We start from the raw sequence: 24,027 nt of genomic DNA on the forward strand, positions 1-24,027 counted from the left end.
AAGGCATGATTTGTTTCCTTTTTTTTCATTCCGCTATTTGCCCTTTTTGCAAAATCTGCACCACAATGACAAAGCGTCGTTACGGTAACGTCGCATCCAATTTGTGACAGGGAGAGAAAGCAATGAAATTCGTTAAACTGCTGACAGGTGCTGTACTGGCTGGCGTTGTTGCGCTGACACTGAGCGCCTGTGCGCCAACCGCAACCAAAGAGGGAACCGGTGGCTATATTGATGACACCGTGGTGACCACAAAAGTTAAAGGTGAACTGCTGAAAGACGAGTCGCTGAAATCAACTGAAATCAACGTAGAAACCTTCAAAGGTAAAGTTCAGCTGAGCGGCTTTGTTTCATCACCACAGATGGCTAATCGTGCCGTTCAGGTTACGCGCAGCGTGCCAGGCGTGAAGTCAGTCGTCAACAATATGCAGATCAAATAACGTCGTAACAGACAAAAAAAGGCCGCTGATTCAGCGGCCTTTTTATCATCAGAAGCGGTAACCCGCACCGAAGAAGAAGACCCACGGATCGATGCGCATATTGATGTTCTGCTGCTCGCCACCGGCTTTAAACTTCACTTCTGTATCAATATCCATGTACCACACCGACGCATTCAGCATCCAGTCACGGTTAATCTGGTAATCCAGACCGACCTGACCTGCCACACCCCAGGAATCCTTGACACTAAGATCGGTCAGGCCCGCATCGCGGCCTGTCTGGTTGAAATCGGCATCGTAAAAGGTGGTGTAGTTGATACCCACGCCAATGTAAGGACGCGCTTTGCTCTTACTGTCAAAGAAGTAGTACTGCGCCATCAGCGTTGGCGGTAACTGGCGCACGGTAGCCAGCGTGCCGGTCGGACCAAGACCCACTTTATGACGGAATGGCGTGGCCGCCAGTAACTCGACACCAATGTTGTCCGTGGCCATGTAGGTAAAGGTCAGGCCCAGCTGCGTGTCGTTGGACGCGCTGAACTCGCCCATTCCCAGCACATTATCAGAACCTTCAGTGGGACGGACGGTGGCGCTACCGGCCCGCATAAAGAAGTCGCCCGCTTCGTGGGCCATTGCCAGCTGGGGTAAAGCCAGAGCCAGCAGCATCGCGCATTTTGCCAGTTTCATCATCACTCCTTTGCTTAATGTTAAAATAGCGAACGTCATCGCTTTTTTGCTGGCAATTATTTAACGTGATTTACAGAAAATTGCACTCAGTACCCTTCAGATAAAGTGCTTATAAAACAATGGATTGATTTAGATCAATTTCGGCCAGGGCTGGCGCAGCAAAATTCCCCTTGCTGAATAATTTTGCCCGCTCTATGTTGCTTATCTTCATTGTGGATTTTGGTTCGATGCCCTGGGAGGGGCGGGTGATCAAATGAGTGAAATATCTAACCCTTGTGTCAGCTGTGGCGCCTGCTGCGCCTATTTCCGTGTCTCATTTTACTGGGCTGAAGCCGATGATGCGGGCGGTCCGGTGCCGACCGAATTAACCGAGCCGCTCAGCCTGTTAATGCGCAATATGCGTGGCACTAACAGCGCAGCGCCCCGCTGCGTTGCGCTGCAGGGCGACGTTGGCGGCTGTGTCTCCTGCGGTATCTACGAACAGCGTCCGACACCCTGTCGGGAGTTTACTCTGTCCGGTGAAGCGGGTATCCATAATGAAGCCTGCGATCGCGCCCGCGCGCGTTACGGCCTTCCTGCCCTTTTTGCACCCTCTTTACCTCATATTACAGAAAGTTATGCCCTGCCGGGTGCCCCGGAGCTGCCAGAACATGTACAATCGCCGGGTTAATTAACCCGGTTCCTCCAAGGAGAGTACATGTCTATCACGGCAAGCTCGTTATACCGTGACACAGGAAATTTTGCGCGCCATCAACTCTCTACAGTGCTGTTGATGTCGCTGCTGGCCGCTTTTGTCACCGTCATGCTGGTGCATGTGCTGACACCCGGCGCCGATCAGATGGCCATCCTGCAACAGGGCGATGACAGTGCCAGTTCGTTGTTTGAGATGGTGCAGAATATGTCACCGGAACAGCAGCAGGTGCTGCTGCGTGCCTCGGCGGCCAGCACGTTTGCTGCGCTGATGGGGAATACGTTGCTGCTGGGCGGCATGCTCTATCTGATTCCGATGGTCTCTTCCGGCCAGCGTGTCAGTGCGCTGCGGGCGATTGGTGCGTCAGCTCCGCTGCTGCCAAAGCTGCTGCTGCTCACCTTCCTGATGACGCTGGTGGCGCAGCTGGGCTTTATGGTGCTGGTGGTGCCGGGCATTCTGCTGACAATGCTGCTGTCGCTGGCACCGGTAATGGTCGCCAGTGAGAAGATGGGTGTCTTTGCCGCGATGCGCGCCAGCATGCGGATGGCGTGGAAGAATGTGAGGCTGATTGCCCCCGCCATTCTGCTCTGGCTGCTGGCTAAAGTGATAGTGATGCTGTTCTTCTCTTCGCTGACGGTATTACCGCTGAATGTTTCTTCGGTGATTTTCACTGCGGCTGGCAATGTGGTTTCAGCGATGTTGATTATCTATCTCTATCGGCTCTATATGCTGTTACGTTGATTGACGGTGTGCCTGAGGGCACATTTGCAGCCAACTCTGAATGGAAAAACTATGAAGCAGCTACTCGACTTTCTCCCCCTGGTGGTCTTTTTCATCTTCTACAAGCTGTATGACATTTTTGTCGCCTCGGGCGCTCTGATTGTCGCGACCGGTCTGGCGCTGGTGATCAGCTGGGTGCTCTATCGCAAGCTGGAAAAGATGACGATTTTCACCTTTGTGCTGGTGGCCATCTTTGGCACCCTGACGCTGGTGTTCCACAACGATGAGTTCATTAAGTGGAAAGTCACGGTGATCTACAGCCTGTTTGCCGCCGCCCTGCTCTACAGCCAGTTTTTTATGGAGCAGACGCTGATTCAGCGCATGCTGGGCAAAGAACTGCAGCTGCCCGATGCAGTATGGCGCAGGCTCAACGTTGCCTGGGCGCTGTTCTTCCTGATCTGCGGCCTGGTAAACATCTATGTTGCATTTTGGTTATCTCAGGCGTTTTGGGTTAACTTTAAAGTGTTCGGTCTTTCCGGTCTGACCTTACTGTTTACCCTGCTCAGCGGGCTTTACATCTGGCGACAGATGCCGCAGCAGGAACAAAAATAATCATCTGCCCGGCTCGCCGGGCATTTTTTTAGCATTCACCTGCATAAAAAAGTGGAAGCAATGGGCGAAAAACATAAATTGCCGCAAGGCGAAATGGTGCTGCGTACGCTCGCCATGCCGGCTGATACCAACGCCAATGGCGATATTTTTGGTGGCTGGCTGATGTCACAGATGGATATGGGTGGCGCTATCCTGGCGAAAGAGATCGCTGAAGGACGCGTGGTCACGGTACGCGTCGACGGCATGTCATTCATGAAGCCCGTTGCGGTGGGCGATGTGGTGAGCTGCCATGCGAGCTGTCTCCGTACCGGCAACAGTTCCATGACAATTAACGTTGAAGTGTGGATCAAAAAAGTGTCGTCTGAGCCGATTGGACAGACATACTGTGCTACTGAAGCGGTCTTTATTTACGTCGCGGTCGATAACGAGGGCAATTCACGTCCTCTGCCTGCCGGTCGCGCCAATCAGCAACATGCCGAATAAGTAACGGGTCAGGCGGCTTCTGCCTGACCCGGTGCCTTACTCCAGGCTGGCACCGCCATTAATCTTAAATACGATATTCATTGTCAGCCCCTGTCCTGGCTGTCCACTCTGGTAGCGCCACTTTTTCATTGCCTGCTTTACTTCCCGCTCAAACATATTGCGTGGCTCAGCAGAGACGATCTGGATGTTATCTACCCGTCCGTCGCTATCCACATCAAATTTCACCCGCACACGGCCTTCTACGCGCAATGCAAAGGCACGCTGCGGATAACCTGGCTTACTCACACTCAGCGCTTTAGGGCCAGTTGATGCCGACGCCGAGGGTGACGGCGTAGCTTTTGGCGCAGTCGCCGGTTTGCTCTGCGTCAATGGGGCTTCCTGCTTAAACGGGTCGGCCTGGGGTTTACTTACCTGACGCGGCTTCACCTCACGTTTTGGCTGCTCCCGCTTGTGCTCAGGTTTGGGTTTCGGCTTTGGCTTCGGTTCAGGCTTGGGAATAGGTACCGGTTCCGCTTTCGGCGGTTCGGGCACGGGCTGCGGTTCCGGTTCAGGCTGCGGTTCGGGCTGCGGCGCAGGCGGCTGCACGATGGCCGGTGCAGGCTCGGGCTGAACGTCAGGCGCGACCATGGTTACGCTAATTGGCTGCGACGCTTTAGGGACCTCACTCACCTGCTGGAATGACGCATACAGAATTCCGGCAATCACGACCCCATGCAGAGCAACAGACAACAGCATGGAGACAGGCGTGCGTTTAGGTAATGGCATAGTCAGCGTGGTCATAACAGTCGCAGTGATTGAATAGAGCAGCGATTTTAAATGCAAATAGCAATCAGTTTCAATAACTCCCGCCATCCCGCCTGAAGAAAAGCGCTTTTTAGCCCTTTATGCTGAGCCTTTAACCGCCCACAGGTTTCGTTTGCACTCTAATCGTCAATCCCTTAACGTGTTGCAAAATTCTGATAACCAGGAGTTCCTTAGTGCTTTACGTCATTTATGCAGAAGATACTGCAGAGTCACTGGAAAAACGTAACGCCGTGCGCCCTGCCCACCTGGCGCGCCTCAAACTGTTGCAGGAAGAGGGACGCCTGATCATCGCAGGCCCGATGCCTGCTGTGGATAGCAACGATCCTGGTGTAGCGGGCTTCACCGGCTCAACCGTGATCGCTGAGTTCCCATCACTGGAAGCCGCGCAATCCTGGGCGCAGGATGACCCTTACTTTGCCGCAGGCGTCTACAAACAGGTTTCAGTCAAACCGTTTAAACGCGTCTTCTGATAGAAATCGTGCAGTGAAAATGGCTTCTGTGCCTGGCACAGAAGCCATTTTTGTTTTGATCGTGTAGAGAGAAAAAATGCAGATAATCATTCTGGGGCTGCTGGCAATTATTACCGGCCTTATTGGCGGCGCAGTCTATCTCTGGCGCAGCCAGGGCTGGCGTAATAAAAAGCAGTGGATTGTGATGCTGGTCGTGCTGGCGGCGGCACTGCAACTGGTGAACGTGACGCTGATGATGTCGGCACAACGTCTCGCGGGTTAAGCATCTCTTAATCGAGAATGAGTCTAATCAGCGCGTGATAATGCTGCTCTTCTTCCGGGCTGGTGACATGCTGTAAACGACCAATCAGTTTCGAGCAGATCGCTTTACGGTTCAGAGTTCGGCCTGACTGGACAATTTCGGCTACTACAGAACCCAGAATAGCCTGCTGAGAAGGTTGCGCAGCGCTATGCAGATAAGCGGTGATGTCAGAAACTGAAGCGGGAATATGAACGTTAGTCTGCATGGTTGAGCCTCATTAAGTTTGTTTTAGGTTACTAACCGATGCGGTAAAGCTATACAAGAATATTCATCCTGTACAGATATTTAGTTCATTATATCACCCGGCATCGCCTAAATTTCAACAAACCCATATTTAATAGACACTTACCGTAATGTAAAGTTGTACAGGTTTATATTTTTGGGGTGTACAATCCCCGAAATATCACCACGGCATGTCCCCTTTTGCTTAAAAAAACGATCACCCCGTCATTTTTTTAGCCGCGAGGAGGAATTATCTGACAGAGCTGTCTACATTTAGCGATTGTGAGTTGAACCTCTGAATGGATGCACAGCACAGACGCGGGCAAATTATGCATAAAACTTATCCTGGCCAGGCCCTTACTCTGCTCAATCCGTTATTATCGCGGATCGCGGCGATTGCCGATCCCAGAATAGAAGTCATCAGTGGCTACCCGGCTAATTGCTCAGCATGGCTCACAGTCTATTATCAGCGTAAATCAGGTCAGTGGTCTTACGAATGGTATGATCGTGCAGGATACCGCAGGCCGACGGCGCTGGGCAGCACGATGGAGTGTCTGATGTGTGAAGTCAGTGACCGGGGCGCGTCGCGTCAGGAGCACGCCATGGCGCGACGGGTGATGGCAGAATCAGGATTTTTTGAAGCCTGAAAGTCGCCATCATTAATCAGATGATCTGCGTGATAAACAGGATTGAGCGACGCTGCTGCTGTGCCAGCTGATGGCGGATGCTGTGGATACGCTTGTAACGGCGCGACTGCCCTTCCAGCCAGCGGGAGCGACGGCGATGCGCCTGACGTAACATTCTCCAGCGCGCCACTTCATTTCTGCTTCGTTTCATCACTTCCCCTCTGACGTCATACACGCGAGACCTGTGCGAGGGCATTATAGAGATCTCTGCGATAATGCCAAATCGGATCTGCATGTCCGGGATAAAGGGTTCCGTTAGCCGGCAACTGCACGTAAACTTGCCAGACGAAAGCGCGAACGGGACGTCCACTTTATGACCACTTTTTATACCCTGATCAGCTGGTTGCTGGTATTTGGTTACTGGCTGCTGATTGCCGGGGTTACGCTGCGCGTGCTGATGAAGCGACGGGCAGTGACTTCCGCGATGGCCTGGCTGCTGGTGATCTATATTCTGCCGCTGGTGGGCATTATCGCTTATCTCTCGTTTGGCGAACTGCATCTGGGTAAACGTCGCGCAGAGCGCGCCCGCACCATGTGGCCGTCGACCGCCCGCTGGCTCAGTGATCTTAAACAGTGCCGTGAAATTTTTGCCACAGAGCACAGCGACGTTGCGCGTTCGCTGTTTGAGCTTTGCTACCATCGCCAGGGCATCGCCGGGGTCAAAGGGAACCAGCTGCAACTGCTCACCAGTTCCGACGATGTCATGCAGGCGCTGATTCGTGATATTCAGCTGGCCCGCCATAACATCGAGATGGTGTTCTATATCTGGCATCCCGGCGGTCTGGCAGATGAAGTCGCCGAATCGCTGATGGCGGCCTCACGCCGAGGCGTTCACTGCCGACTGCTGCTCGACTCAGCGGGCAGTGTCGACTTTTTCCGCAGCCCCTGGGTCGGCATGATGCGTAATGCCGGGATCGATGTGGTGGAAGCATTGCAGGTCAGCCTGCTCCGCGTCTTCCTGCGACGGATGGATTTACGTCAGCATCGCAAAATCGTCCTGATCGATAATTACATCGCCTATACCGGCAGCATGAACCTGGTCGATCCCCGTTTCTTTAAACAGAGCGCAGGTGTGGGCCAGTGGATTGACCTGATGGCGCGTATGGAAGGCCCGGTGGCGACTGCGATGGGCATTGTTTTCAGCTGCGACTGGGAGATTGAGACCGGTAAACGCATTCTGCCGCCGCCGCCCGATCGCAACATTATGCCATTTGAACAGGAGAGCGGCCATACGGTGCAAGTGATCGCCTCCGGTCCTGGCTTCCCGGAAGATATGATCCATCAGGCGCTGCTGACCGCGGTCTATTCAGCGCGTGAACAGCTGATCATGACCACGCCTTATCTGGTGCCGAGCGACGACCTGCTGCATGCTATCTGTACCGCCGCGCAGCGTGGCGTTAACGTCAGCGTGATCGTGCCGCGTCACAACGACTCGCTGCTGGTCGGCTGGGCCAGTCGCTCGTTCTTCAGTGAGATGCTGGAAGCGGGCGTGAAAATCTATCAGTTTGAAGATGGGCTGCTGCACACCAAAAGTGTACTGGTCGATGGACAGCTGAGCCTGGTGGGCACCGTGAACCTTGATATGCGCAGTTTATGGCTGAATTTTGAAGTGACGCTGGTGGTGGATGATGCCGGTTTTGGCAGCGATCTCGCCTGTGTGCAGGATGACTATATCGCCCGTTCACGCCTGCTGGATGGCAAGCGCTGGGCAAAACGTGCGTGGTGGCAGCGCATCGTCGAACGACTGTTTTACTTCTTCAGCCCTTTACTGTAAAACGAGCCAGATTGTGTAAATGGCCGCAGGCCGACAGGACAGACTATGGATTTAAATAATCGCCTTACCGAAGATGAAACGCTGGAACAAGCCTACGATATCTTTCTCGAACTGGCTGTCGACAACCTTGATCCGGCAGACGTCATCCTCTTCAATCTGCAGTTCGAAGAGCGCGGTGGCGCAGAGCTGTTTGATCCGTCTGAAGACTGGAAAGATCATGTCGATTTCGATCTGAACCCGGACTTTTTCGCCGAGGTCGTCATTGGGCTGGGTGAAGCGGACGGTGAACCGATTACCGACGTCTTTGCACGCGTGCTGCTGTGCCGCGAGAAAGATCACAAGCTCTGTCATATCCTGTGGCGTGAGTAAGCGTCAAATCAGATAAGAAAACGCCGGGCATTTGCCCGGCGTTTTGCATTACAGCGGGTCGACTTTCAGACAGGAGACCGCGTGGTGGAAGCTGCCTTCCAGCAGCGGACGGGTTTTCGCACACTCCGGACCGGCAATCGGGCAGCGGGTGCGGAACACGCAGCCTGATGGCGGATTGATCGGCGACGGCAGCTCCCCTTCCAGCAGCTGAATCTGCTTGTTCTTCTCCTTGTCCGGATCGGGAATCGGCACAGCAGACATCAGCGCACGGGTGTAAGGATGCTGTGGATTGGTGTAGACCTCTTTGTAGGTCCCCAGCTCCACCGCATGCCCCAGATACATCACCAGCACCCGGTCAGAGATGTGTTTCACCACCGCCAGATCGTGCGCGATGAAGATCAGTGACAAGCCCATTTCGCGCTGCAGCTGCTGCAGCAGGTTCACCACCTGCGCCTGAATCGAGACGTCCAGCGCAGAGACCGGTTCGTCACAGATAATCAGCTTCGGCTCCAGAATCAGCGCGCGGGCAATACCGATACGCTGACACTGACCACCCGAGAACTCATGCGGATAGCGGTTAATCAGATTTGGCAGCAGCCCCACTTTCATCATCATATTTTTGACACGGTCTTTGACTTCCTGACGTGCCATTTTCGGCTGATAGGTGCGAAGCGGCTCCGCGATGATGTCGCCGATGGTCATGCGCGGGTTCAGTGACGCCAGCGGATCCTGGAATATCATCTGGATATCGCTACGGGCTTTACGCCACTCCTCTTCACTCTGACCCAGCAGATCGCGACCTAACCAGGCGACACGACCTTCTGTAGCTTTCACCAGACCGATAATGGCGCGCGCCAGGGTCGATTTACCGCAGCCGGACTCGCCCACCACGCCCAGGGTTTCCCCTTCATACAGACGCAGACTGACACCATCCACCGCTTTCAGGGTTTTTGAGGGCTGCCAGAACCACTGCTTGCCATCTTTAATGTCGAAATGCACCTTGAGATCGGCGATTTCCAGTAACACTCTTTTTTCAGCTACGGTGCTCATACTAACTCCTCCACCGGCTTAAAGCAGGCGCGCAGACGGCCATTGCCGAACGGTTCCAGCGGCGGTGCCTGGGTGCAGATATCCATCGCGTGCGGACAACGTGGCTGGAACGGACAGCCCTGCGGCAGACGCAACAGGTTCGGTGGATTGCCCGGAATGGTGGTCAGGGTTTCACCTTCGATCGCATCAAGACGCGGCACCGCATTAAGCAGGCCAATCGAGTAAGGATGGGCTGGCTGATAGAAGACATCGCGGGCGCTGCCATATTCCATGGTGCGTCCGGCATACATCACCAGCACTTTGTCGCAGATCCCTGCCACCACGCCAAGATCGTGCGTGATCATGATAATGGCGGTGTTGAACTCGCGCTTCAGGTCGTTGAGCAGCGTCATAATCTGCGCCTGTACGGTCACATCGAGCGCAGTGGTTGGCTCATCGGCAATCAGCAGTTTAGGACGGCACAGCAGCGCCATGGCGATCATCACGCGCTGACGCATCCCGCCGGAGAACTCATGCGGGTACATCTTCATGCGCTTGCGCGCTTCCGGCATTTTTACCGCGTCCAGCATTCTCACGGACTCTTCAAACGCCTGCGCGCTGTTCATGCCTTTGTGCAGCTTGAGCACTTCCATCAGCTGCTCGCCCACCCGCATATAGGGGTTGAGCGAGGTCATCGGGTCCTGGAAGATCATCGCAATCTGTTCGGCGCGCAGCTTATTGAGCTTGCTCTCGGGCAGATTCAGGATCTCTTTGCCGTTAAACATCGCCGAGCCGCCAATGCGGCCATTTTTTGCCAGCAGCCCCATCAGAGCAAAGGCGGTTTGTGACTTACCGGAACCGGACTCGCCGACAATGCCCAGCGTCTCACCGGCGCGCAGCGAGAAGTTCAGGTCGTTGACGGCAGTGACATCGCCATCGTGCGTGCCAAAGGTCACGCGTAAATCTTTGACCGTAAGTAGCTGTTCGCTTCCCGCGCGGGCCGCCATTGCTGGCTGGAATTCATGAATAGTCATCGGGAAACTCCTTAACGATCTTTCGGGTCGAGGGCATCACGCAGGCCATCGCCGATAAAGTTGAAACAGAACAGCGTGACCACCAGGAACCCCGCCGGCCAGAGCAACAGCCACGGTGAGACTTCCATCGAGTTGGCCCCATCGCTCAGCAGTGCGCCCCAGCTACTCAGCGGCTCCTGTGTACCCAGACCCAGGAAGCTGAGGAAGGATTCAAACAGGATCATGCTCGGCACCAGCAGTGAGGCGTAAACCACCACCACGCCCAGCACGTTCGGCACGATGTGGCGCACCACAATTTTCCAGGTTGATACCCCGCCGACATGGGCCGCTTCGATAAACTCTTTGCGCTTCAGGCTCAGCGTCTGGCCGCGCACAATACGCGCCATATCCAGCCATGAAACCATGCCGATAGCGGCAAAAATCAGCAGGATGTTGCGGCCGAAGAAGGTCACCAGCAGGATCACGAAGAACATAAACGGGAAGGAGTTGAGGATCTCCAGAATACGCATCATCACGGAGTCGATTTTGCCGCCGAGATAGCCAGCAACTGAGCCGTACAGCGTACCCACGATCACCGCGATTAACGCAGACGCCACGCCCACCATCAGTGAGATACGGCCACCGATCGCCACACGCACCAGCAGGTCACGTCCCGATGAATCGGTACCGAACCAATGGCCAGAGGTGGTATCAGGCGGTGAAGACATCATCCCCCAGTCGGTATCGTCGTAGGTGAAATGGGCCAGCATGGGGGCAAAAATCACGAACAGCGTGATCACTAACAGCACCAGCAGGCTGATTAAAGCGGCACGGTTATGGATAAAACGACGACGCGCGTCCTGCCAGAGACTGCGCCCTTCTACTTCCAGCTTCTCACTGAACGCATCAAGAGCTTCGCTGTTTTTCTTACTTAACATCATGGCGAACTCCGCAATCAGTAACGAATTTTTGGATCGATAACGGCATAGAGCACGTCAACAATCGCGTTAAACAGAATGGTCAGTAAACCGACCAGAATGGTCAGGCTCATCACCAGTGAGTAGTCACGGTTCAGCGCGCCGTTCACAAACAGCTGACCGATGCCCGGCAGACCGTAGATCGACTCAATCACCATCGAACCGGTGATGATGCCGACAAACGCCGGTCCCATGTAGGAGATCACCGGCAACAGCGCGGGCTTCAGCGCATGACGCAGCACAATGCGGCGCAGCGGTAAGCCTTTGGCGCGTGCGGTGCGGATAAAGTTGGAGTGCATCACTTCAATCATCGATCCACGGGTGATACGCGCGATACTGGCGATATAAGCCAGCGACAGCGCCACCATCGGCAGCAGCATGTAATTCCACTGCCCGCCGTTCCAGCCGCCGCCCGGCAGCCATTTCAGGGTGATGGCGAACAGCAGAACCAGCAGCGGCGCCACCACGAAACTGGGTATCACCACGCCGGTCATTGCCACCCCCATGACCGCGAAGTCCCACAAACTGTTCTGCTTGAGTGCGGCGATCACGCCCGCAGTGACGCCCAGCACCACCGCCAGCAGGAACGCGGCCAGGCCGAGTTTGGCAGAGACCGGGAACGCATGCGCGACCAGATAGTTGACCGAATAGTCTTTGTATTTAAACGAAGGGCCGAAATCGCCGTGCGCCAGCTGTACCAGGTAATCGACATATTGCTTACCGATGGGATCGTTGAGGTGATATTTCGCCTCAATGTTGGCCATCACTTCCGGGGCCAGGGTGCGCTCGCCGGTAAACGGGCTGCCGGGTGCCAGGCGCATCATAAAGAAGGAGATGGTGATCAGGACGAACAGCGTCGGAAGCGCTTCAAGCAAGCGACGCAGGATGAATTTTAACATTGCCGTACCTACCAGGCTGTTGCATCACAACATATAAAAAGTAAAAAAGGCGGCGCGAGGCGCGCCGCCACTGCTGATAGCCTGAATGCTATTAGTGTTTAATGATGTAGAAGTCTTTAGACAGCGTTTTATCCAGTGGATCTTTACCGGTATAACCGCCGACATACGGTTTCACCAGACGCGTATTCACGTAGTAGTAAACCGGCACGATGGTGCTGTCTTTATCCATAATCTGCTCGGCCTGCTGATAATCCGCCGCGCGGGCTTTAGCATCCGGGGCCTTAATCGCGTCGCGAATCACCTTATCAAACGCATCGCTCTTATAGTGCGAGGTGTTACTGCTGCTGTTTGACAGCATGGTGTTCAGGAAGGAAGTAGGTTCGTTGTAGTCCGCACACCAGGCAGCACGGGAAACATCGTAGTTACCCTGATGACGGGTATCCAGGAAAGTTTTCCACTCCTGGTTTTCCAGCTTGATGTTCACACCGATGTTTTTCTTCCAGATCGATGAGGCAGCAATTGCCAGCTTCTTGTGCAGATCAGAGGTGTTATACAGCAGGTTAAAGGTCAGCGGTTTGTCGGCGGTGTAGCCCGCTTCAGCCAGCAGCTTTTTCGCTTCGGCATTACGCTTGTCCTGTGACCATTTGAACCAGTCTGGCGGCAGAATATCCATGCCGTCGGTTGATGGCGGCGTATAGCTGTAGGCTGGTTTCTGGCCCTGTGCCAGCACTTTGTTGACCATGATGTCACGATCCAGACCCAGCTTCAGGGCCGCGCGGACGCGAGGATCGGTGAATGGCGCTTTCTGGTTGTTGATTTCGTAGTAGTAGGTGCACAGATAAGGATCGATGTGCAGCTCTTTACCATTGTCACGCTGCAGCTTTTTAAACAGCTCAATTGGCAGATTGTTGTAGGTCATGTCGCTGCCGTTCTCGGAGAAGTAACGGTTAACGTCACTGACTTCAGAACTGATTGGCAGGTAGGTGACTTTGTTCAGCACGGTGTGCTCATTGTCCCAGTAGTTCGGGTTACGCACCAGGGTGATACGCTCGTTGATTACGTGCGCGTCCAGTTTAAAGGCGCCGTTGCCGACCCAGTTCTGTGGCTGCGTCCACTGATCGCCAAACTTCTCAATTGCCGGTTTGTAAACCGGTGACATCACGGAGTTAATCAGCAGCTTATCAAAATAGGGCACCGGCTCACTCAGGGTGACTTCCAGCGTGTGATCGTCCAGCGCTTTCACGCCCAGATCGGTAATTGGTTTTTTACCGGCGATGATGTCATCGACGTTCAGAATATGACCATACTGCGGATAGCTGGCGTACGGTGAAGCGGTTTTAGGATCAACCAGACGCTCCCAGCTGTATACGAAGTCCTGCGCGGTCACCGGCTCGCCGTTGGACCACTTGGCATTTTTACGCAAGTGGAAAGTCCACACTTTGAAATCTTTGTTTTCGTAACTTTCCGCTACAGCCGGGATCGGTTTACCGTTGCTGTCATTGACCAGCAGACCTTCATAAAGATCGCGCGCCACGTTGTCTTCCGGCACGCCTTCAATTTTGTGCGGATCGAGCGACTGGACTTCATCGCCATTGCCGCGAACCAGCTCCTGTTTTGCGGCCAGTTCAACGCCCGCAGGCACGGTTGCCGCGAAAGCCGCATTCCCTGCCAGAGCACTCACTGCGGCAAAAACACCCGCTGCTATCAGGCTTTTTTTCGTGATGTTGTTCATTATTACACTCCAGTTTTATTATCGTCACCGTGGCGATGCTCTGCCCCGGCGTCCCCCGTCTCCGGGCTCCCTGGCCTGTTACCAGGGAGATTGACCCCAAAATGGTCTGTACGCTGATGCGTTCCCGACTGTCTCGCCGAACAGGCGATCAGATCAGTGTTGTTTGATGAAATAGTACTTCAGGTCTGTCATGTCCTGCGGGTCTTTACCCGTAAAGCCGCCAACCCAGGGCTTTACCAGGCGCACACTTACGCGGTAGTAAACTGGCACAATTGGTGAGTCTTTGTCGAGTTGTGTTTCAGCCTGCTGATACAGGTCGGCGCGCTGCGCCTCAGTGCCCGCTGTCAGCGTCTCCGCCATCAGACGATCAAAGGTTGCGCTGCTGTAAAACGCGGTGTTGATCGAGGCGTTGCTGATCAGCATGTTCAGGAAGGTAGAGGGCTCGTTGTAATCGGCACACCAGGTCGCACGGACCACGTCATACTGAGCCTGATGACGCGTCTCCAGCATGGTTTTCCACTCCTGATTCTGCAGCGTCACTTTCGCGCCCAGGTTTTTCTGCCACATCGACGCGGCCGCAATCGCCTGCCGTTTGTTTTGATCAGAGGTGTTATAGAGCAGCGTAAAGGTCAGCGGATGGGCGGCATCGAAGCCTGCCTCGGCCAGCAACTTCTTCGCGGCTTCATTACGCTGCGCCTGCGTCCAGGTGAACCAGGCGGGCGGCGTGAGTTTTATGCCCGCGGTGAAAGGCGGCGTCAGGCTGTAAGCCGGAATCTGCCCCTGGGCCATGATCTTATTGGCGATCACCTCGCGATCGAGGGTCATTTTCAGCGCGGCACGTACCCGGGCATCGGTGAACGGCGCTTTTTTGTTGTTAATTTCGTAGTAGAAGGTGCAGAGCAGCGGGCTGACCTTAACTTCATCGCCCAGCTCTTTGCGCAGCTTGCCAAACATCTCCGGCGGCACCGCACTGTTGGTAATGTCCGTGCCGCCGCTGCGGTAGCGATTGATATCACTGTTCTCAGAGGCGATCGGCAGGAAGGTCCCCTGCTCAATCACCGTGTGTGCATTGTCCCAGTATTGAGGATTGCGCTTCACGACGATTTTTTCATTCACTACCCAGTCGCCCAGCGTATAAGCGCCGTTACCGATGTAGTGGCCCGGACGGGTCCAGGCATCGCCCCACTGCTTTATGGCTGGCGCATAAACCGGCTTCATCGCCGTATGCGCTAACATCGCCACCAGGTAAGGGACCGGTTCGCTCAGGGTAATCTGCAGGCGATGGGCATCCAGCGCTTTGACGCCCAGCTGATCGGGTGAGGCTTTACCGGCAAGAATGGCATCGATATTGGCAAAATGGGCTGCCTGCGGGTAGCTGGAGTAAGGCGATGCAGTTTTCGGGTCCACCAGCCGACGCCAGCTATAGACGAAATCACTGGCGGTCACCGGCTCACCATTGCTCCACTTCGCATCATCACGCAGATTAAAAATCCAGACGGTGGGTTGTGGGTTCTCCCAGCTTTTAGCGACGCCCGGCACGACCTGACCGCGGTTATCGGTGTTTACCAGACCATCCAGCAGGTTTTGAATAACATTGGATTCCGGCACGCCTTCGGTTTTATGCGGATCCAGCGAGGAGACTTCACTTCCGTTATTAATCACGATCTGCTGTTGCGCGGCCAGTGTCGTTCCCGGCGGAACCGTGGCGGCATAGGTCGGCGATAAAGCCATTAACAGGACACCTGCGAGTGTCGACCGCTGTTGCTGCAAATTCTTCATCCCAATCATCCGAAACGCCAACCTTATTTAAGTATCCCGATAGGCTTAAGCAAAAAGCGTTCTCACTTTGGGCTTTCGGAGAAAAAAATTCACGTTGGGCCAAAAATTATCAGAAGCCGTGAGGGGGCGCCAAAGCAAAATAACGAAAATGTTAACTAATTCTCTTTTATCATGAGATGTCAGGCAGCGGAAGTGTTAATTTTCGTCCTGAAAATATCATATCGATATGAAAAATAGACGATTTAGCGGGAAAGCCCTTTCCATAGCTGAATGCAGTCACAAATTGCGCCTGTTTTGGCATTTATATTCAAAAATTCAGCTTAATCGTGATGAAATTCAGCTCACCGGCTTTTACATGGCGGATTATGAGGCAATCGAAAAAAAAGAGAGGAGAATATCGTGTGAAAATAGTGACATTATTTCGCAGAAAAAAGTCTGTGACCAGACACGCAGTAATGAAATTTATAATCGAGTGATTCTGTTAAGCTTCCCGAATAATTGCATCGTATTGGTGCAATAAATGACTCTATTGCACCAATCTGGATCACATATTCACTTCACTGCCTGAAATAAGTGAAGGTTTAATTGACCAGGCCGGGAAAAATAGACTTTATGCCGGTCACAACAAATTCAATACCCAGCGCCATCAGCAACAGACCCATGATTCGGGTAATGACGTTGATACCGGTCTGTCCGAGAATACGCACCATTAATGGTGCGGCACGGAAAAGCAACCAACAGCAGAAGGCAAAGATGGCAATCGCCAGGGTGAAGCCAAGCAGGTTGAGCCAGCTGTGATAGCGGGTACTCCAGACGATGGTTGAGCTGATGGCACCCGGCCCCGCCATCAGTGGCAATGCCAGCGGCACAACCCCCACGCTTTCACGAATCGCCGTTTCTGACTTCTCCTGCTTGTTCTGCTTATCCTCGCCCAGCTTGCCGCTGATCATCGACATCGCAATGGTGACGACCAGAATCCCGCCTGCAATGCGGAAAGAGTCAATCGAGATGCCAAACACATGCAGAATCGCATCGCCCAGAAAAAGTGACGTCCAGAGAATAATGGCAACCGCCAGGTTGGCAGTAAGGTTGGTTTTATTACGCTCAGCCACGCCCTGATAACGGGTCATGCTGATAAACACCGGAATAATTCCCACCGGATTGACCAGCGCAAACAGCCCGACAAAAAATTTTATATAGCCTGATAAATCTAACAGCGCAGGGTTCACGACTTAACTCCGTACCACAGGGGGGAAAACGCGCCTAATGTATGTTAAATCGGACCCGGACGCCAGATGCTGACCCAGCTATTTATACTGATAAATCAATGCACCTTTAGCGCTTTACGCCAGAGATTAAAATCTGGCTGGATTTAGCCGCTGCCAGGGTGGTTGCAAGGAAGAGCAAACAGATTTGACTCAGTAGCACAACAAAGGGGTGCTGAAAGGTGTCAGCTTTGAGTTAAATTGATCTGAATCAAAATTGCCCTACCCCAAACCAGGTAATCTTTTCGTAACGGAAGTATTAGCGGTAGCGAAGAAAGCTTCGTTGCCGGCAACAGAAGACTTGTTCAGTAAACATTTGAAAATCCGGGCGTTCTTTCCCAGCCAGACGCGTTATTTTAGCGTGACTATACTCAGGGCGCAGGATTGTTTACTAAAAAAGTTTAACTTCCTTCAGGAGAACACCATGGCCGTAACCAATGTCGCTGAACTTAATGCACTGGTAGAACGTGTAAAAAAAGCCCAGCGTGAATATGCCAACTTTTCTCAGGAACAGGTCGACGCCATTTTCCGTGCCGCCGCCCTCGCCGCCGCAGACGCCCGAATCCCGCTAGCCAAGATGGCCGTTGCCGAATCCGGTATGGGCATCGTCGAAGACAAAGTGATCAAAAACCATTTTGCTTCAGAATATATCTACAACGCCTATAAAGATGAAAAGACCTGTGGTGTGTTAGCCACTGATGATACCTTCGGCACCATTACTATCGCCGAGCCCATTGGTCTGATTTGCGGCATCGTCCCGACCACTAACCCGACGTCAACCGCCATCTTCAAAGCCTTAATCAGTCTTAAAACCCGAAACGGTATTATCTTCTCGCCTCACCCACGCGCTAAAGACGCGACAAACAAAGCGGCTGACATCGTCCTGCAGGCCGCGATTGCCGCCGGTGCGCCTAAAGACATCATCGGCTGGATCGACGCCCCTTCTGTTGAGCTGTCAAACCAGCTGATGCATCACCCAGACATCAACCTGATTCTCGCCACTGGCGGTCCGGGCATGGTGAAAGCGGCTTACAGTTCCGGTAAACCTGCAATTGGTGTCGGTGCGGGTAACACACCAGTGGTCATTGATGAAACCGCCGATGTGAAACGTGCCGTTGCTTCCATTCTGATGTCGAAAACCTTTGATAACGGCGTGATCTGCGCTTCTGAACAATCAGTGATTGTGGTTGATTCGGTCTATGACGCCGTGCGTGAACGTTTCGCCAGCCATGGTGGCTACATGTTGCAGGGTGCTGAACTGAGTGCTGTGCAGAATATCATCCTGAAAAACGGCGGCCTGAATGCGGCTATCGTGGGTCAGCCTGCCTTCAAAATTGCGGAGATGGCCGGACTCAGCGTGCCACCAAGCACCAAAATTCTGATTGGCGAAGTGAAACTGGTGGATGAGTCTGAGCCGTTCGCTCACGAGAAACTTTCACCGACGCTGGCGATGTATCGGGCGAAAGATTTCCAGGATGCGGTCAATAAAGCGGAGAAACTGGTCGCCATGGGCGGTATCGGTCACACCTCCTGTCTTTACACCGACCAGGACAACCAGACTGAGCGCGTGCACTACTTCGGCGACAAAATGAAAACCGCACGTATTCTGATCAACACGCCGGCTTCACAGGGCGGTATCGGTGACCTCTACAACTTCAAACTGGCACCGTCTCTGACGCTGGGTTGTGGTTCATGGGGCGGCAACTCTATTTCAGAGAACGTCGGACCAAAACACCTGATCAATACCAAAACTGTCGCCAAGCGAGCTGAGAATATGTTGTGGCATAAACTTCCTAGATCCATCTACTTCCGTCGGGGTTCACTGCCAATTGCGCTGGAAGAAGTGGCAACGGACGGCGCGAAACGTGCCTTTATCGTTACTGACCGCTTCCTGTTCAATAACGGCTATGCCGACCAGGTCACCCGCGTGCTGAAATTACACGGCATCGAGACTGAAGTGTTCTTCGAAGTTGAAGCTGACCCGACGCTGAGCATCGTACGTAAAGGTGCAGAGCAAATGAACAGCTTTAAGCCTGATGTCATCATCGCGCTGGGCGGCGGTTCCCCAATGGATGCTGCGAAAATCATGTGGGTGATGTACGAACATCCGGAAACCCACTTCGAAGAGCTGGCGTTACGTTTCATGGATATCCGTAAACGTATCTACAAGTTCCCGAAAATGGGCGTCAAAGCGCGCATGGTTGCCATCACCACCACTTCCGGTACTGGTTCAGAAGTCACACCGTTTGCCGTCGTCACCGATGATGCGACAGGCCAGAAATATCCACTCGCTGACTATGCGTTAACCCCGGACATGGCGATTGTCGATGCCAACCTGGTGATGGAGATGCCGCGTTCACTCTGCGCCTTCGGGGGTCTCGATGCCGTGACCCACGCGCTGGAAGCCTATGTTTCCGTGCTGGCAAATGAGTACTCTGATGGACAGGCGCTGCAGGCACTGAAACTGCTGAAAGAGAATCTGCCAGCCAGCTATGCCGAAGGGGCTAAAAATCCGGTGGCACGTGAGCGCGTTCACAATGCCGCGACTATCGCCGGTATTGCGTTTGCCAACGCCTTCCTTGGGGTCTGTCACTCAATGGCGCACAAACTGGGTTCAGAGTTCCATATCCCACACGGTCTGGCCAACGCCCTGTTAATCTCGAACGTGATTCGCTACAACGCGAATGACAACCCGACTAAACAGACCGCTTTCAGCCAGTACGATCGTCCGCAGGCGCGTCGTCGTTACGCCGAGATTGCTGACCACTTAGGTCTGAGCGCACCGGGCGACCGCACCGCACAGAAAATTGAGAAGCTGCTGGCCTGGCTGGATGAGATTAAAACTGAACTGGGTATCCCGACCTCTATCCGTGAAGCGGGTGTGCAGGAAGCGGACTTCCTGGCGAAAGTCGATAAACTGGCCGATGATGCGTTCGATGACCAGTGTACTGGCGCTAACCCACGTTATCCGCTGATTGCTGAGCTGAAACAGATTATGCTCGATACCTTCTACGGACGTGAATTCACTGAACCGTTCTCAAGCGTCGCCCAGGCGGTCGCTGAGCAGCCGGTAAAAGGCATTAAAGCTGACAAGAAAGCCAAAAAAGTCTGATAATGCCGTTCTGATTCTCAGATAAAAAAACCCGCCTCGGCGGGTTTTTTATTGCCTGAACAACGCAGCTATTTCAGCGGCGTCTGTGCGCCATGAATCGCCTGCAACGAGCCCTGCTCTATCGCCTGCTTATAATGTTTACGGCAGACCGAGATATAGCTTTCGTTACCGCCAATTACCACCTGCTCCCCCTCGCTGAAAGGTTTTCCTTCGCTATCCAGTCGCAGCACCATGCTGGCCTTACGGCCACAGTGACAAATGGTTTTAAGTTCAACCAGCTTATCCGCCCATGCCAGCAGATACTGACTGCCCACAAACAGTTCACCGCGAAAATCGGTGCGCAGGCCATAGCAGAGCACCGGAATATCCAGATCGTCCACGACATCAGAGAGCGCTTTGACCTGCTCGCGGGTCAGAAACTGACTCTCATCAACCAGCACGCAGTGAATCGGCTGCGCGGCATGTTCTGCGGCAATATCACTGTAGAGTGAGGTCTCTGCGTTGTAGAGCATGGCTGGCGACGAAAGTCCGATGCGGGAGCTCACCTGCCCGGCACCAAAGCGATTATCGATTTCAGCGGTGTAGACCAGTGAACGCATGCCGCGCTCCTGATAGTTATAGGAAGATTGCAGCAGTGCGGTCGATTTCCCTGCATTCATTGCAGAGTAATAGAAATAGAGTTGGGCCATAGGAGCGTATCTTCATCGGAACTTAACGGAATGGCGCGCATATTAACACAAAGCGCCAGCGATTCGCTGCGGTTGATGGGGGAATAAAGCGTAACGGCGACTCTTTTATACCTCTGCTTGCTGTTTACGGTGCCGGTTATGTGCGCGACTTCAGAGAATAAGTTTTGCTTATTTTACCCGCAACAAAAGGAATGACATTTTTGTTACTGCCGTAAATACATTAAATTTATTTGATATCGGACTAACCTAAAATATTTTTTATTCACTCTGACAATGAGTTTTTCTGGCTGAAATTATTTTTAGTCACCAAAGTAATTAGTTGTCAGTACTTATTTGTGATTGAAGTTATTTAATGTCACCACTACTATTAGCGGGCAACACAACTTTTTTCCCTTATTCAGAGACCAGGACAATGAGCGAAGCACTAAAAGTTCTTAATAATATCCGTACGCTGCGCGCCCAGGCCAGAGAGTATTCCGTAGAAACACTGGAAGAGATGCTGGAAAAACTGGACGTGGTGGTAAAAGAACGCCGCGAAGAAGAGTCGCATTTTCAGGCAGAAAATGAAGAACGCACGCGTAAGCTTAATCAGTATCGTGAAATGCTGCTGGCCGATGGAATCGACCCGAATGAACTGGTTAACACGCTGAACGTCGCCCCCCGAGCTGCGGCAAAAGGTAAACGCTCAGTGCGCCCGGCTAAATATGGTTATACCGATGAAAAAGGCGAGTCCAGAACCTGGACCGGTCAGGGTCGTACCCCGGCTGTGATTAAAAAAGCGCTGGAAGAACAGGGTAAAAAGCTGGACGATTTTTTACTGTAATAGTACGCAACTTTGCTGCAATAGCGGCAGTGTGATGCGCAACAAAAAAGGAAGCCGAAGCTTCCTTTTTCTTTTAATCAGACGCGATAAAAATCGCGGTACCAGTCAACGAATTTTTTAACGCCCTCTTCGACGCCGGTCTGCGGTTTAAAGCCAATGGCCTTAAACAGAGCCTCGGTATCCGCACTGGTTTCCAGTACATCACCGGGTTGCATTGGCATCAGGTTTTTCTTCGCAGTCATCCCCAGTGCTTTCTCAATCGCTTCAATATAGTTCATCAACGTAACAGGCTGACTGTTACCAATATTATAAACACGATAAGGCGCTGAACTGGTTGCCGGTGAACCGGTTTCAACCGTCCAGTTATCATCCTGCTGCGGAATAACATCCTGCAGACGAACAATCGCTTCGGCAATATCATCAATATAGGTAAAGTCGCGTTTCATCTGGCCCTGGTTATAAACATCAATCGCTTCACCGGCAATCATTGCGCGGGTGAATTTGAATAATGCCATATCAGGACGGCCCCACGGACCATAGACGGTAAAGAAGCGCAATCCGGTTGTCGGCAACTGATAGAGATGCGAGTAAGTGTGGGACATTAACTCGTTAGCTTTTTTCGTCGCCGCATATAAAGAAACCGGATGATCAACGCTGTCTTCAGTTGAGAACGGCATCTTACGATTCAGACCATAAACGGAACTGGATGACGCGTAGAGCAGATGTTCAATTTTATGATGACGGCAGCCTTCAAGGATATTGAGGTGACCGATCAGATTGGAATCTGCGTAGGCATGAGGATTTTCAATGGAGTACCGGACGCCGGCCTGAGCGCCAAGGTGGATAACGCGCTGGAATGTGTTCTGGTCGAACAGTGACGCCATTGCGTCACGGTCCGCCAGATCCATCTCAATAAAAGTAAAACCCGGATCGGCTTTAATTAAATTGAGACGGGCATGCTTGAGATTTACGTCGTAATAATCATTCAGGTTGTCGATACCGACAACCTGGTGACCGGCGGCCAGCAGACGCTGACTGACATGAAAACCAATAAAGCCTGCGGCGCCGGTGACCAGAAAGTTCATAAATCCCTCGTTAATTATGCAGTTTGAATAGACGCTCCGCGGCCGATTGCATAATAAACGAAACCGCGTTTGCTGATACGCTCTGGATCATACAGGTTACGACCATCAAAAATCACGGCTTCTTTCAGCGCATTTTTGATGATGTCGAAGTCAGGTGCACGGAAGTTTTGCCACTCCGTACAGATGACCAGACCGTCAGCGCCCTGCAGTGCCGCTTCTTTGGTACCCATCAGCTTAAGATCGCTGCGGTGACCATAGATGCGCTGCGCTTCATCCATTGCTTCAGGGTCAAACGCCTGAACAGAGGCGCCAGCTTCCCACAGCGTTTCCATCAGCACACGGCTGGAGGCTTCACGCATGTCGTCTGTATTCGGCTTGAATGACAGGCCCCAGAGTGCAAACGTTTTACCTTTCAGATCGTCACCAAAATGGCGCTTGATGAAGGTAGGCAGTTTGTTTTTCTGGTTGTCATTCACATCTTCCACGGCCTGTAACAGACGTGGCTGATAGCCAATAGACTCAGCGGTACGGATTAACGCCTGCACATCTTTCGGGAAGCATGAGCCGCCGTAGCCACAGCCAGGATAGATAAAGTGGTAGCCAATACGGGGATCAGAACCGATACCCTGACGTACTTTCTCAATGTCCGCGCCTAAACGTTCAGCCAGGTTAGACATCTCATTCATAAAGCTGATTTTGGTTGCCAGCATGCAGTTTGCTGCATACTTGGTCAGCTCTGCGCTGCGGATATCCATCATGATCATGCGATCGTGGTTACGGTTAAACGGCTCATAGAGCTCGCGTAACAGTTCTACCACGTCGTCATTGTCGGTACCGACAACGATACGCTCCGGACGCATACAGTCATTAACTGCAGCACCCTCTTTCAGGAATTCAGGGTTTGATACCACATCAAAAGTGATGTTGGCGTCACGCGCTTTCAGCGCTTCCGTCATAACTGCACGAACTTTGTCTGCTGTGCCAACCGGAACGGTTGATTTGTCGATAACCACTTTGTGATCGTTCATATGCTGCGCAATGGTGCGCGCTACGGCGGTCACATATTTCAGATCGGCAGAGCCGTCTTCATCAGGTGGAGTACCGACTGCAATAAACTGCATAACACCATGGTTTACGCCCATCTCAGCATCAGTGCTGAACTTAAGACGACCCGCTTCGTAATTGGACATTACCAGCGGCGTTAAACCTGGTTCGAAAATAGGAATGATGCCTTTTTTCAGATTTTCGACTTTATTAGCGTCGACATCAATGCAGAGAACGTCATGTCCGACTTCGGCTAACACCGCAGCCTGAACCAGACCGACATAGCCGATACCAAATACAGTGACTTTCATCGAGTTATCCTGTGTTTAT

Annotated in this window: 26 protein-coding genes; 12 read left to right on the forward strand and 14 right to left on the reverse strand. The window is 52.8% G+C overall.

The window, feature by feature from the left end:
- Positions 1-122 precede the first annotated feature (122 nt).
- Positions 123-437 (forward strand): BON domain-containing protein, encoded by a 315-nt coding sequence (locus ACN1CO_RS06550; protein ID WP_003853895.1) that lies wholly within the window; start codon positions 123-125, stop codon positions 435-437.
- A 48-nt stretch (positions 438-485) separates the two neighbouring features.
- Here the strand turns inward: ACN1CO_RS06550 and ompW are convergent, their stop codons facing one another.
- Positions 486-1,121 (reverse strand): outer membrane protein OmpW, encoded by a 636-nt coding sequence (gene ompW, locus ACN1CO_RS06555; protein WP_175501398.1) that lies wholly within the window; start codon positions 1,119-1,121, stop codon positions 486-488.
- A 250-nt stretch (positions 1,122-1,371) separates the two neighbouring features.
- Between ompW and ACN1CO_RS06560 the strand changes: the two genes are divergently transcribed.
- From ACN1CO_RS06560 to yciA, 4 genes are read left to right on the forward strand one after another with little or no spacing between them, the layout of a single operon-like run.
- Entirely contained in the window at positions 1,372-1,788 is a 417-nt protein-coding gene (locus ACN1CO_RS06560; RefSeq protein ID WP_419138327.1) for a YkgJ family cysteine cluster protein, read from the forward strand.
- 27 nt (positions 1,789-1,815) lie between these two features.
- Positions 1,816-2,550 (forward strand): YciC family protein, encoded by a 735-nt coding sequence (locus ACN1CO_RS06565; protein WP_419138328.1) that lies wholly within the window; start codon positions 1,816-1,818, stop codon positions 2,548-2,550.
- A 51-nt stretch (positions 2,551-2,601) separates the two neighbouring features.
- Complete coding sequence (locus ACN1CO_RS06570; RefSeq protein ID WP_419138329.1) at positions 2,602-3,141, forward strand: septation protein A; 540 nt, start codon at positions 2,602-2,604, stop codon at positions 3,139-3,141.
- A 60-nt stretch (positions 3,142-3,201) separates the two neighbouring features.
- Positions 3,202-3,624, forward strand: coding sequence for an acyl-CoA thioester hydrolase YciA (gene yciA, locus ACN1CO_RS06575; RefSeq protein ID WP_419138330.1), 423 nt, complete (start codon positions 3,202-3,204; stop codon positions 3,622-3,624).
- 36 nt (positions 3,625-3,660) lie between these two features.
- Here yciA and tonB read toward each other — a convergent pair whose 3' ends face one another.
- On the reverse strand, positions 3,661-4,404 hold the full coding sequence (gene tonB, locus ACN1CO_RS06580) for a TonB system transport protein TonB (protein ID WP_419138331.1): 744 nt from the start codon (positions 4,402-4,404) through the stop codon (positions 3,661-3,663).
- A gap of 197 nt (positions 4,405-4,601) precedes the next feature.
- Between tonB and ACN1CO_RS06585 the strand changes: the two genes are divergently transcribed.
- Both ACN1CO_RS06585 and ACN1CO_RS06590 read left to right on the forward strand, forming a co-directional pair.
- A complete protein-coding gene (locus ACN1CO_RS06585; protein ID WP_003853909.1) occupies positions 4,602-4,898 on the forward strand; it encodes a YciI family protein in 297 nt (98 codons plus the stop codon).
- A gap of 76 nt (positions 4,899-4,974) precedes the next feature.
- Positions 4,975-5,160 (forward strand): hypothetical protein, encoded by a 186-nt coding sequence (locus ACN1CO_RS06590; protein WP_090960535.1) that lies wholly within the window; start codon positions 4,975-4,977, stop codon positions 5,158-5,160.
- A 7-nt stretch (positions 5,161-5,167) separates the two neighbouring features.
- On the opposite strand, the gene ycgZ is transcribed toward ACN1CO_RS06590, so the two are convergent.
- On the reverse strand, positions 5,168-5,404 hold the full coding sequence (gene ycgZ / locus ACN1CO_RS06595) for a regulatory protein YcgZ (RefSeq protein WP_419138332.1): 237 nt from the start codon (positions 5,402-5,404) through the stop codon (positions 5,168-5,170).
- Positions 5,405-5,750: 346 nt separating this feature from the next.
- Between ycgZ and ACN1CO_RS06600 the strand changes: the two genes are divergently transcribed.
- A complete protein-coding gene (locus tag ACN1CO_RS06600; protein ID WP_419138333.1) occupies positions 5,751-6,068 on the forward strand; it encodes a hypothetical protein in 318 nt (105 codons plus the stop codon).
- A 16-nt stretch (positions 6,069-6,084) separates the two neighbouring features.
- Here ACN1CO_RS06600 and ACN1CO_RS06605 read toward each other — a convergent pair whose 3' ends face one another.
- Positions 6,085-6,258 (reverse strand): YciY family protein, encoded by a 174-nt coding sequence (locus ACN1CO_RS06605; protein ID WP_090960525.1) that lies wholly within the window; start codon positions 6,256-6,258, stop codon positions 6,085-6,087.
- Positions 6,259-6,420: 162 nt separating this feature from the next.
- Between ACN1CO_RS06605 and cls the strand changes: the two genes are divergently transcribed.
- Both cls and ACN1CO_RS06615 read left to right on the forward strand, forming a co-directional pair.
- The gene (gene cls, locus ACN1CO_RS06610) at positions 6,421-7,881 is read left to right on the forward strand and encodes a cardiolipin synthase (RefSeq protein WP_003853919.1); all 1,461 of its coding nucleotides are present in this window, start codon (positions 6,421-6,423) and stop codon (positions 7,879-7,881) included.
- 45 nt (positions 7,882-7,926) lie between these two features.
- The gene (locus ACN1CO_RS06615; RefSeq protein WP_003853921.1) at positions 7,927-8,250 is read left to right on the forward strand and encodes an HI1450 family dsDNA-mimic protein; all 324 of its coding nucleotides are present in this window, start codon (positions 7,927-7,929) and stop codon (positions 8,248-8,250) included.
- A gap of 48 nt (positions 8,251-8,298) precedes the next feature.
- On the opposite strand, the gene oppF is transcribed toward ACN1CO_RS06615, so the two are convergent.
- The 7 genes from oppF to ACN1CO_RS06650 form a co-directional block, all read right to left on the reverse strand.
- A complete protein-coding gene (oppF, locus tag ACN1CO_RS06620; protein WP_419138334.1) occupies positions 8,299-9,300 on the reverse strand; it encodes a murein tripeptide/oligopeptide ABC transporter ATP binding protein OppF in 1,002 nt (333 codons plus the stop codon).
- Entirely contained in the window at positions 9,297-10,313 is a 1,017-nt protein-coding gene (locus ACN1CO_RS06625; RefSeq protein ID WP_283547858.1) for an ABC transporter ATP-binding protein, read from the reverse strand. The genes oppF and ACN1CO_RS06625 overlap by 4 nt, the downstream gene beginning before the upstream one ends.
- 11 nt (positions 10,314-10,324) lie before the next feature.
- On the reverse strand, positions 10,325-11,233 hold the full coding sequence (gene oppC / locus ACN1CO_RS06630; protein ID WP_419138335.1) for an oligopeptide ABC transporter permease OppC: 909 nt from the start codon (positions 11,231-11,233) through the stop codon (positions 10,325-10,327).
- Positions 11,234-11,247: 14 nt separating this feature from the next.
- Complete coding sequence (gene oppB / locus ACN1CO_RS06635) at positions 11,248-12,168, reverse strand: oligopeptide ABC transporter permease OppB (protein ID WP_283547856.1); 921 nt, start codon at positions 12,166-12,168, stop codon at positions 11,248-11,250.
- A gap of 91 nt (positions 12,169-12,259) precedes the next feature.
- Positions 12,260-13,900 carry an oligopeptide ABC transporter substrate-binding protein OppA gene (oppA, locus tag ACN1CO_RS06640; RefSeq protein ID WP_419138336.1) on the reverse strand — a complete coding sequence of 547 codons (1,641 nt, stop codon included), beginning with the start codon at positions 13,898-13,900 and terminating at the stop codon, positions 12,260-12,262.
- A gap of 153 nt (positions 13,901-14,053) precedes the next feature.
- A complete protein-coding gene (locus ACN1CO_RS06645; protein ID WP_419138337.1) occupies positions 14,054-15,679 on the reverse strand; it encodes an ABC transporter substrate-binding protein in 1,626 nt (541 codons plus the stop codon).
- A 581-nt stretch (positions 15,680-16,260) separates the two neighbouring features.
- Entirely contained in the window at positions 16,261-16,908 is a 648-nt protein-coding gene (locus tag ACN1CO_RS06650) for a YchE family NAAT transporter (protein WP_090960502.1), read from the reverse strand.
- 460 nt (positions 16,909-17,368) lie between these two features.
- Between ACN1CO_RS06650 and adhE the strand changes: the two genes are divergently transcribed.
- A complete protein-coding gene (gene adhE, locus ACN1CO_RS06655) occupies positions 17,369-20,056 on the forward strand; it encodes a bifunctional acetaldehyde-CoA/alcohol dehydrogenase (protein WP_419138338.1) in 2,688 nt (895 codons plus the stop codon).
- Between the two features lie 68 nt (positions 20,057-20,124).
- Here adhE and tdk read toward each other — a convergent pair whose 3' ends face one another.
- Positions 20,125-20,745, reverse strand: a complete 621-nt coding sequence (gene tdk, locus ACN1CO_RS06660) for a thymidine kinase (protein WP_090960496.1) — start codon at positions 20,743-20,745, stop codon at positions 20,125-20,127.
- Between the two features lie 412 nt (positions 20,746-21,157).
- Here tdk and hns point away from each other — a divergent pair, with 412 nt between their 5' ends.
- The gene (gene hns / locus ACN1CO_RS06665; RefSeq protein WP_419138339.1) at positions 21,158-21,568 is read left to right on the forward strand and encodes a histone-like nucleoid-structuring protein H-NS; all 411 of its coding nucleotides are present in this window, start codon (positions 21,158-21,160) and stop codon (positions 21,566-21,568) included.
- 77 nt (positions 21,569-21,645) lie between these two features.
- On the opposite strand, the gene ACN1CO_RS06670 is transcribed toward hns, so the two are convergent.
- Positions 21,646-22,653, reverse strand: coding sequence for an NAD-dependent epimerase (locus tag ACN1CO_RS06670; RefSeq protein ID WP_419138340.1), 1,008 nt, complete (start codon positions 22,651-22,653; stop codon positions 21,646-21,648).
- 14 nt (positions 22,654-22,667) lie between these two features.
- Entirely contained in the window at positions 22,668-24,008 is a 1,341-nt protein-coding gene (locus tag ACN1CO_RS06675; protein WP_419138341.1) for a UDP-glucose dehydrogenase family protein, read from the reverse strand.
- Positions 24,009-24,027 lie beyond the last annotated feature (19 nt).

It is taken from the genome of Pantoea sp. R13S299, assembly GCF_048515925.1.
Classification (GTDB): domain Bacteria; phylum Pseudomonadota; class Gammaproteobacteria; order Enterobacterales; family Enterobacteriaceae; genus Pantoea.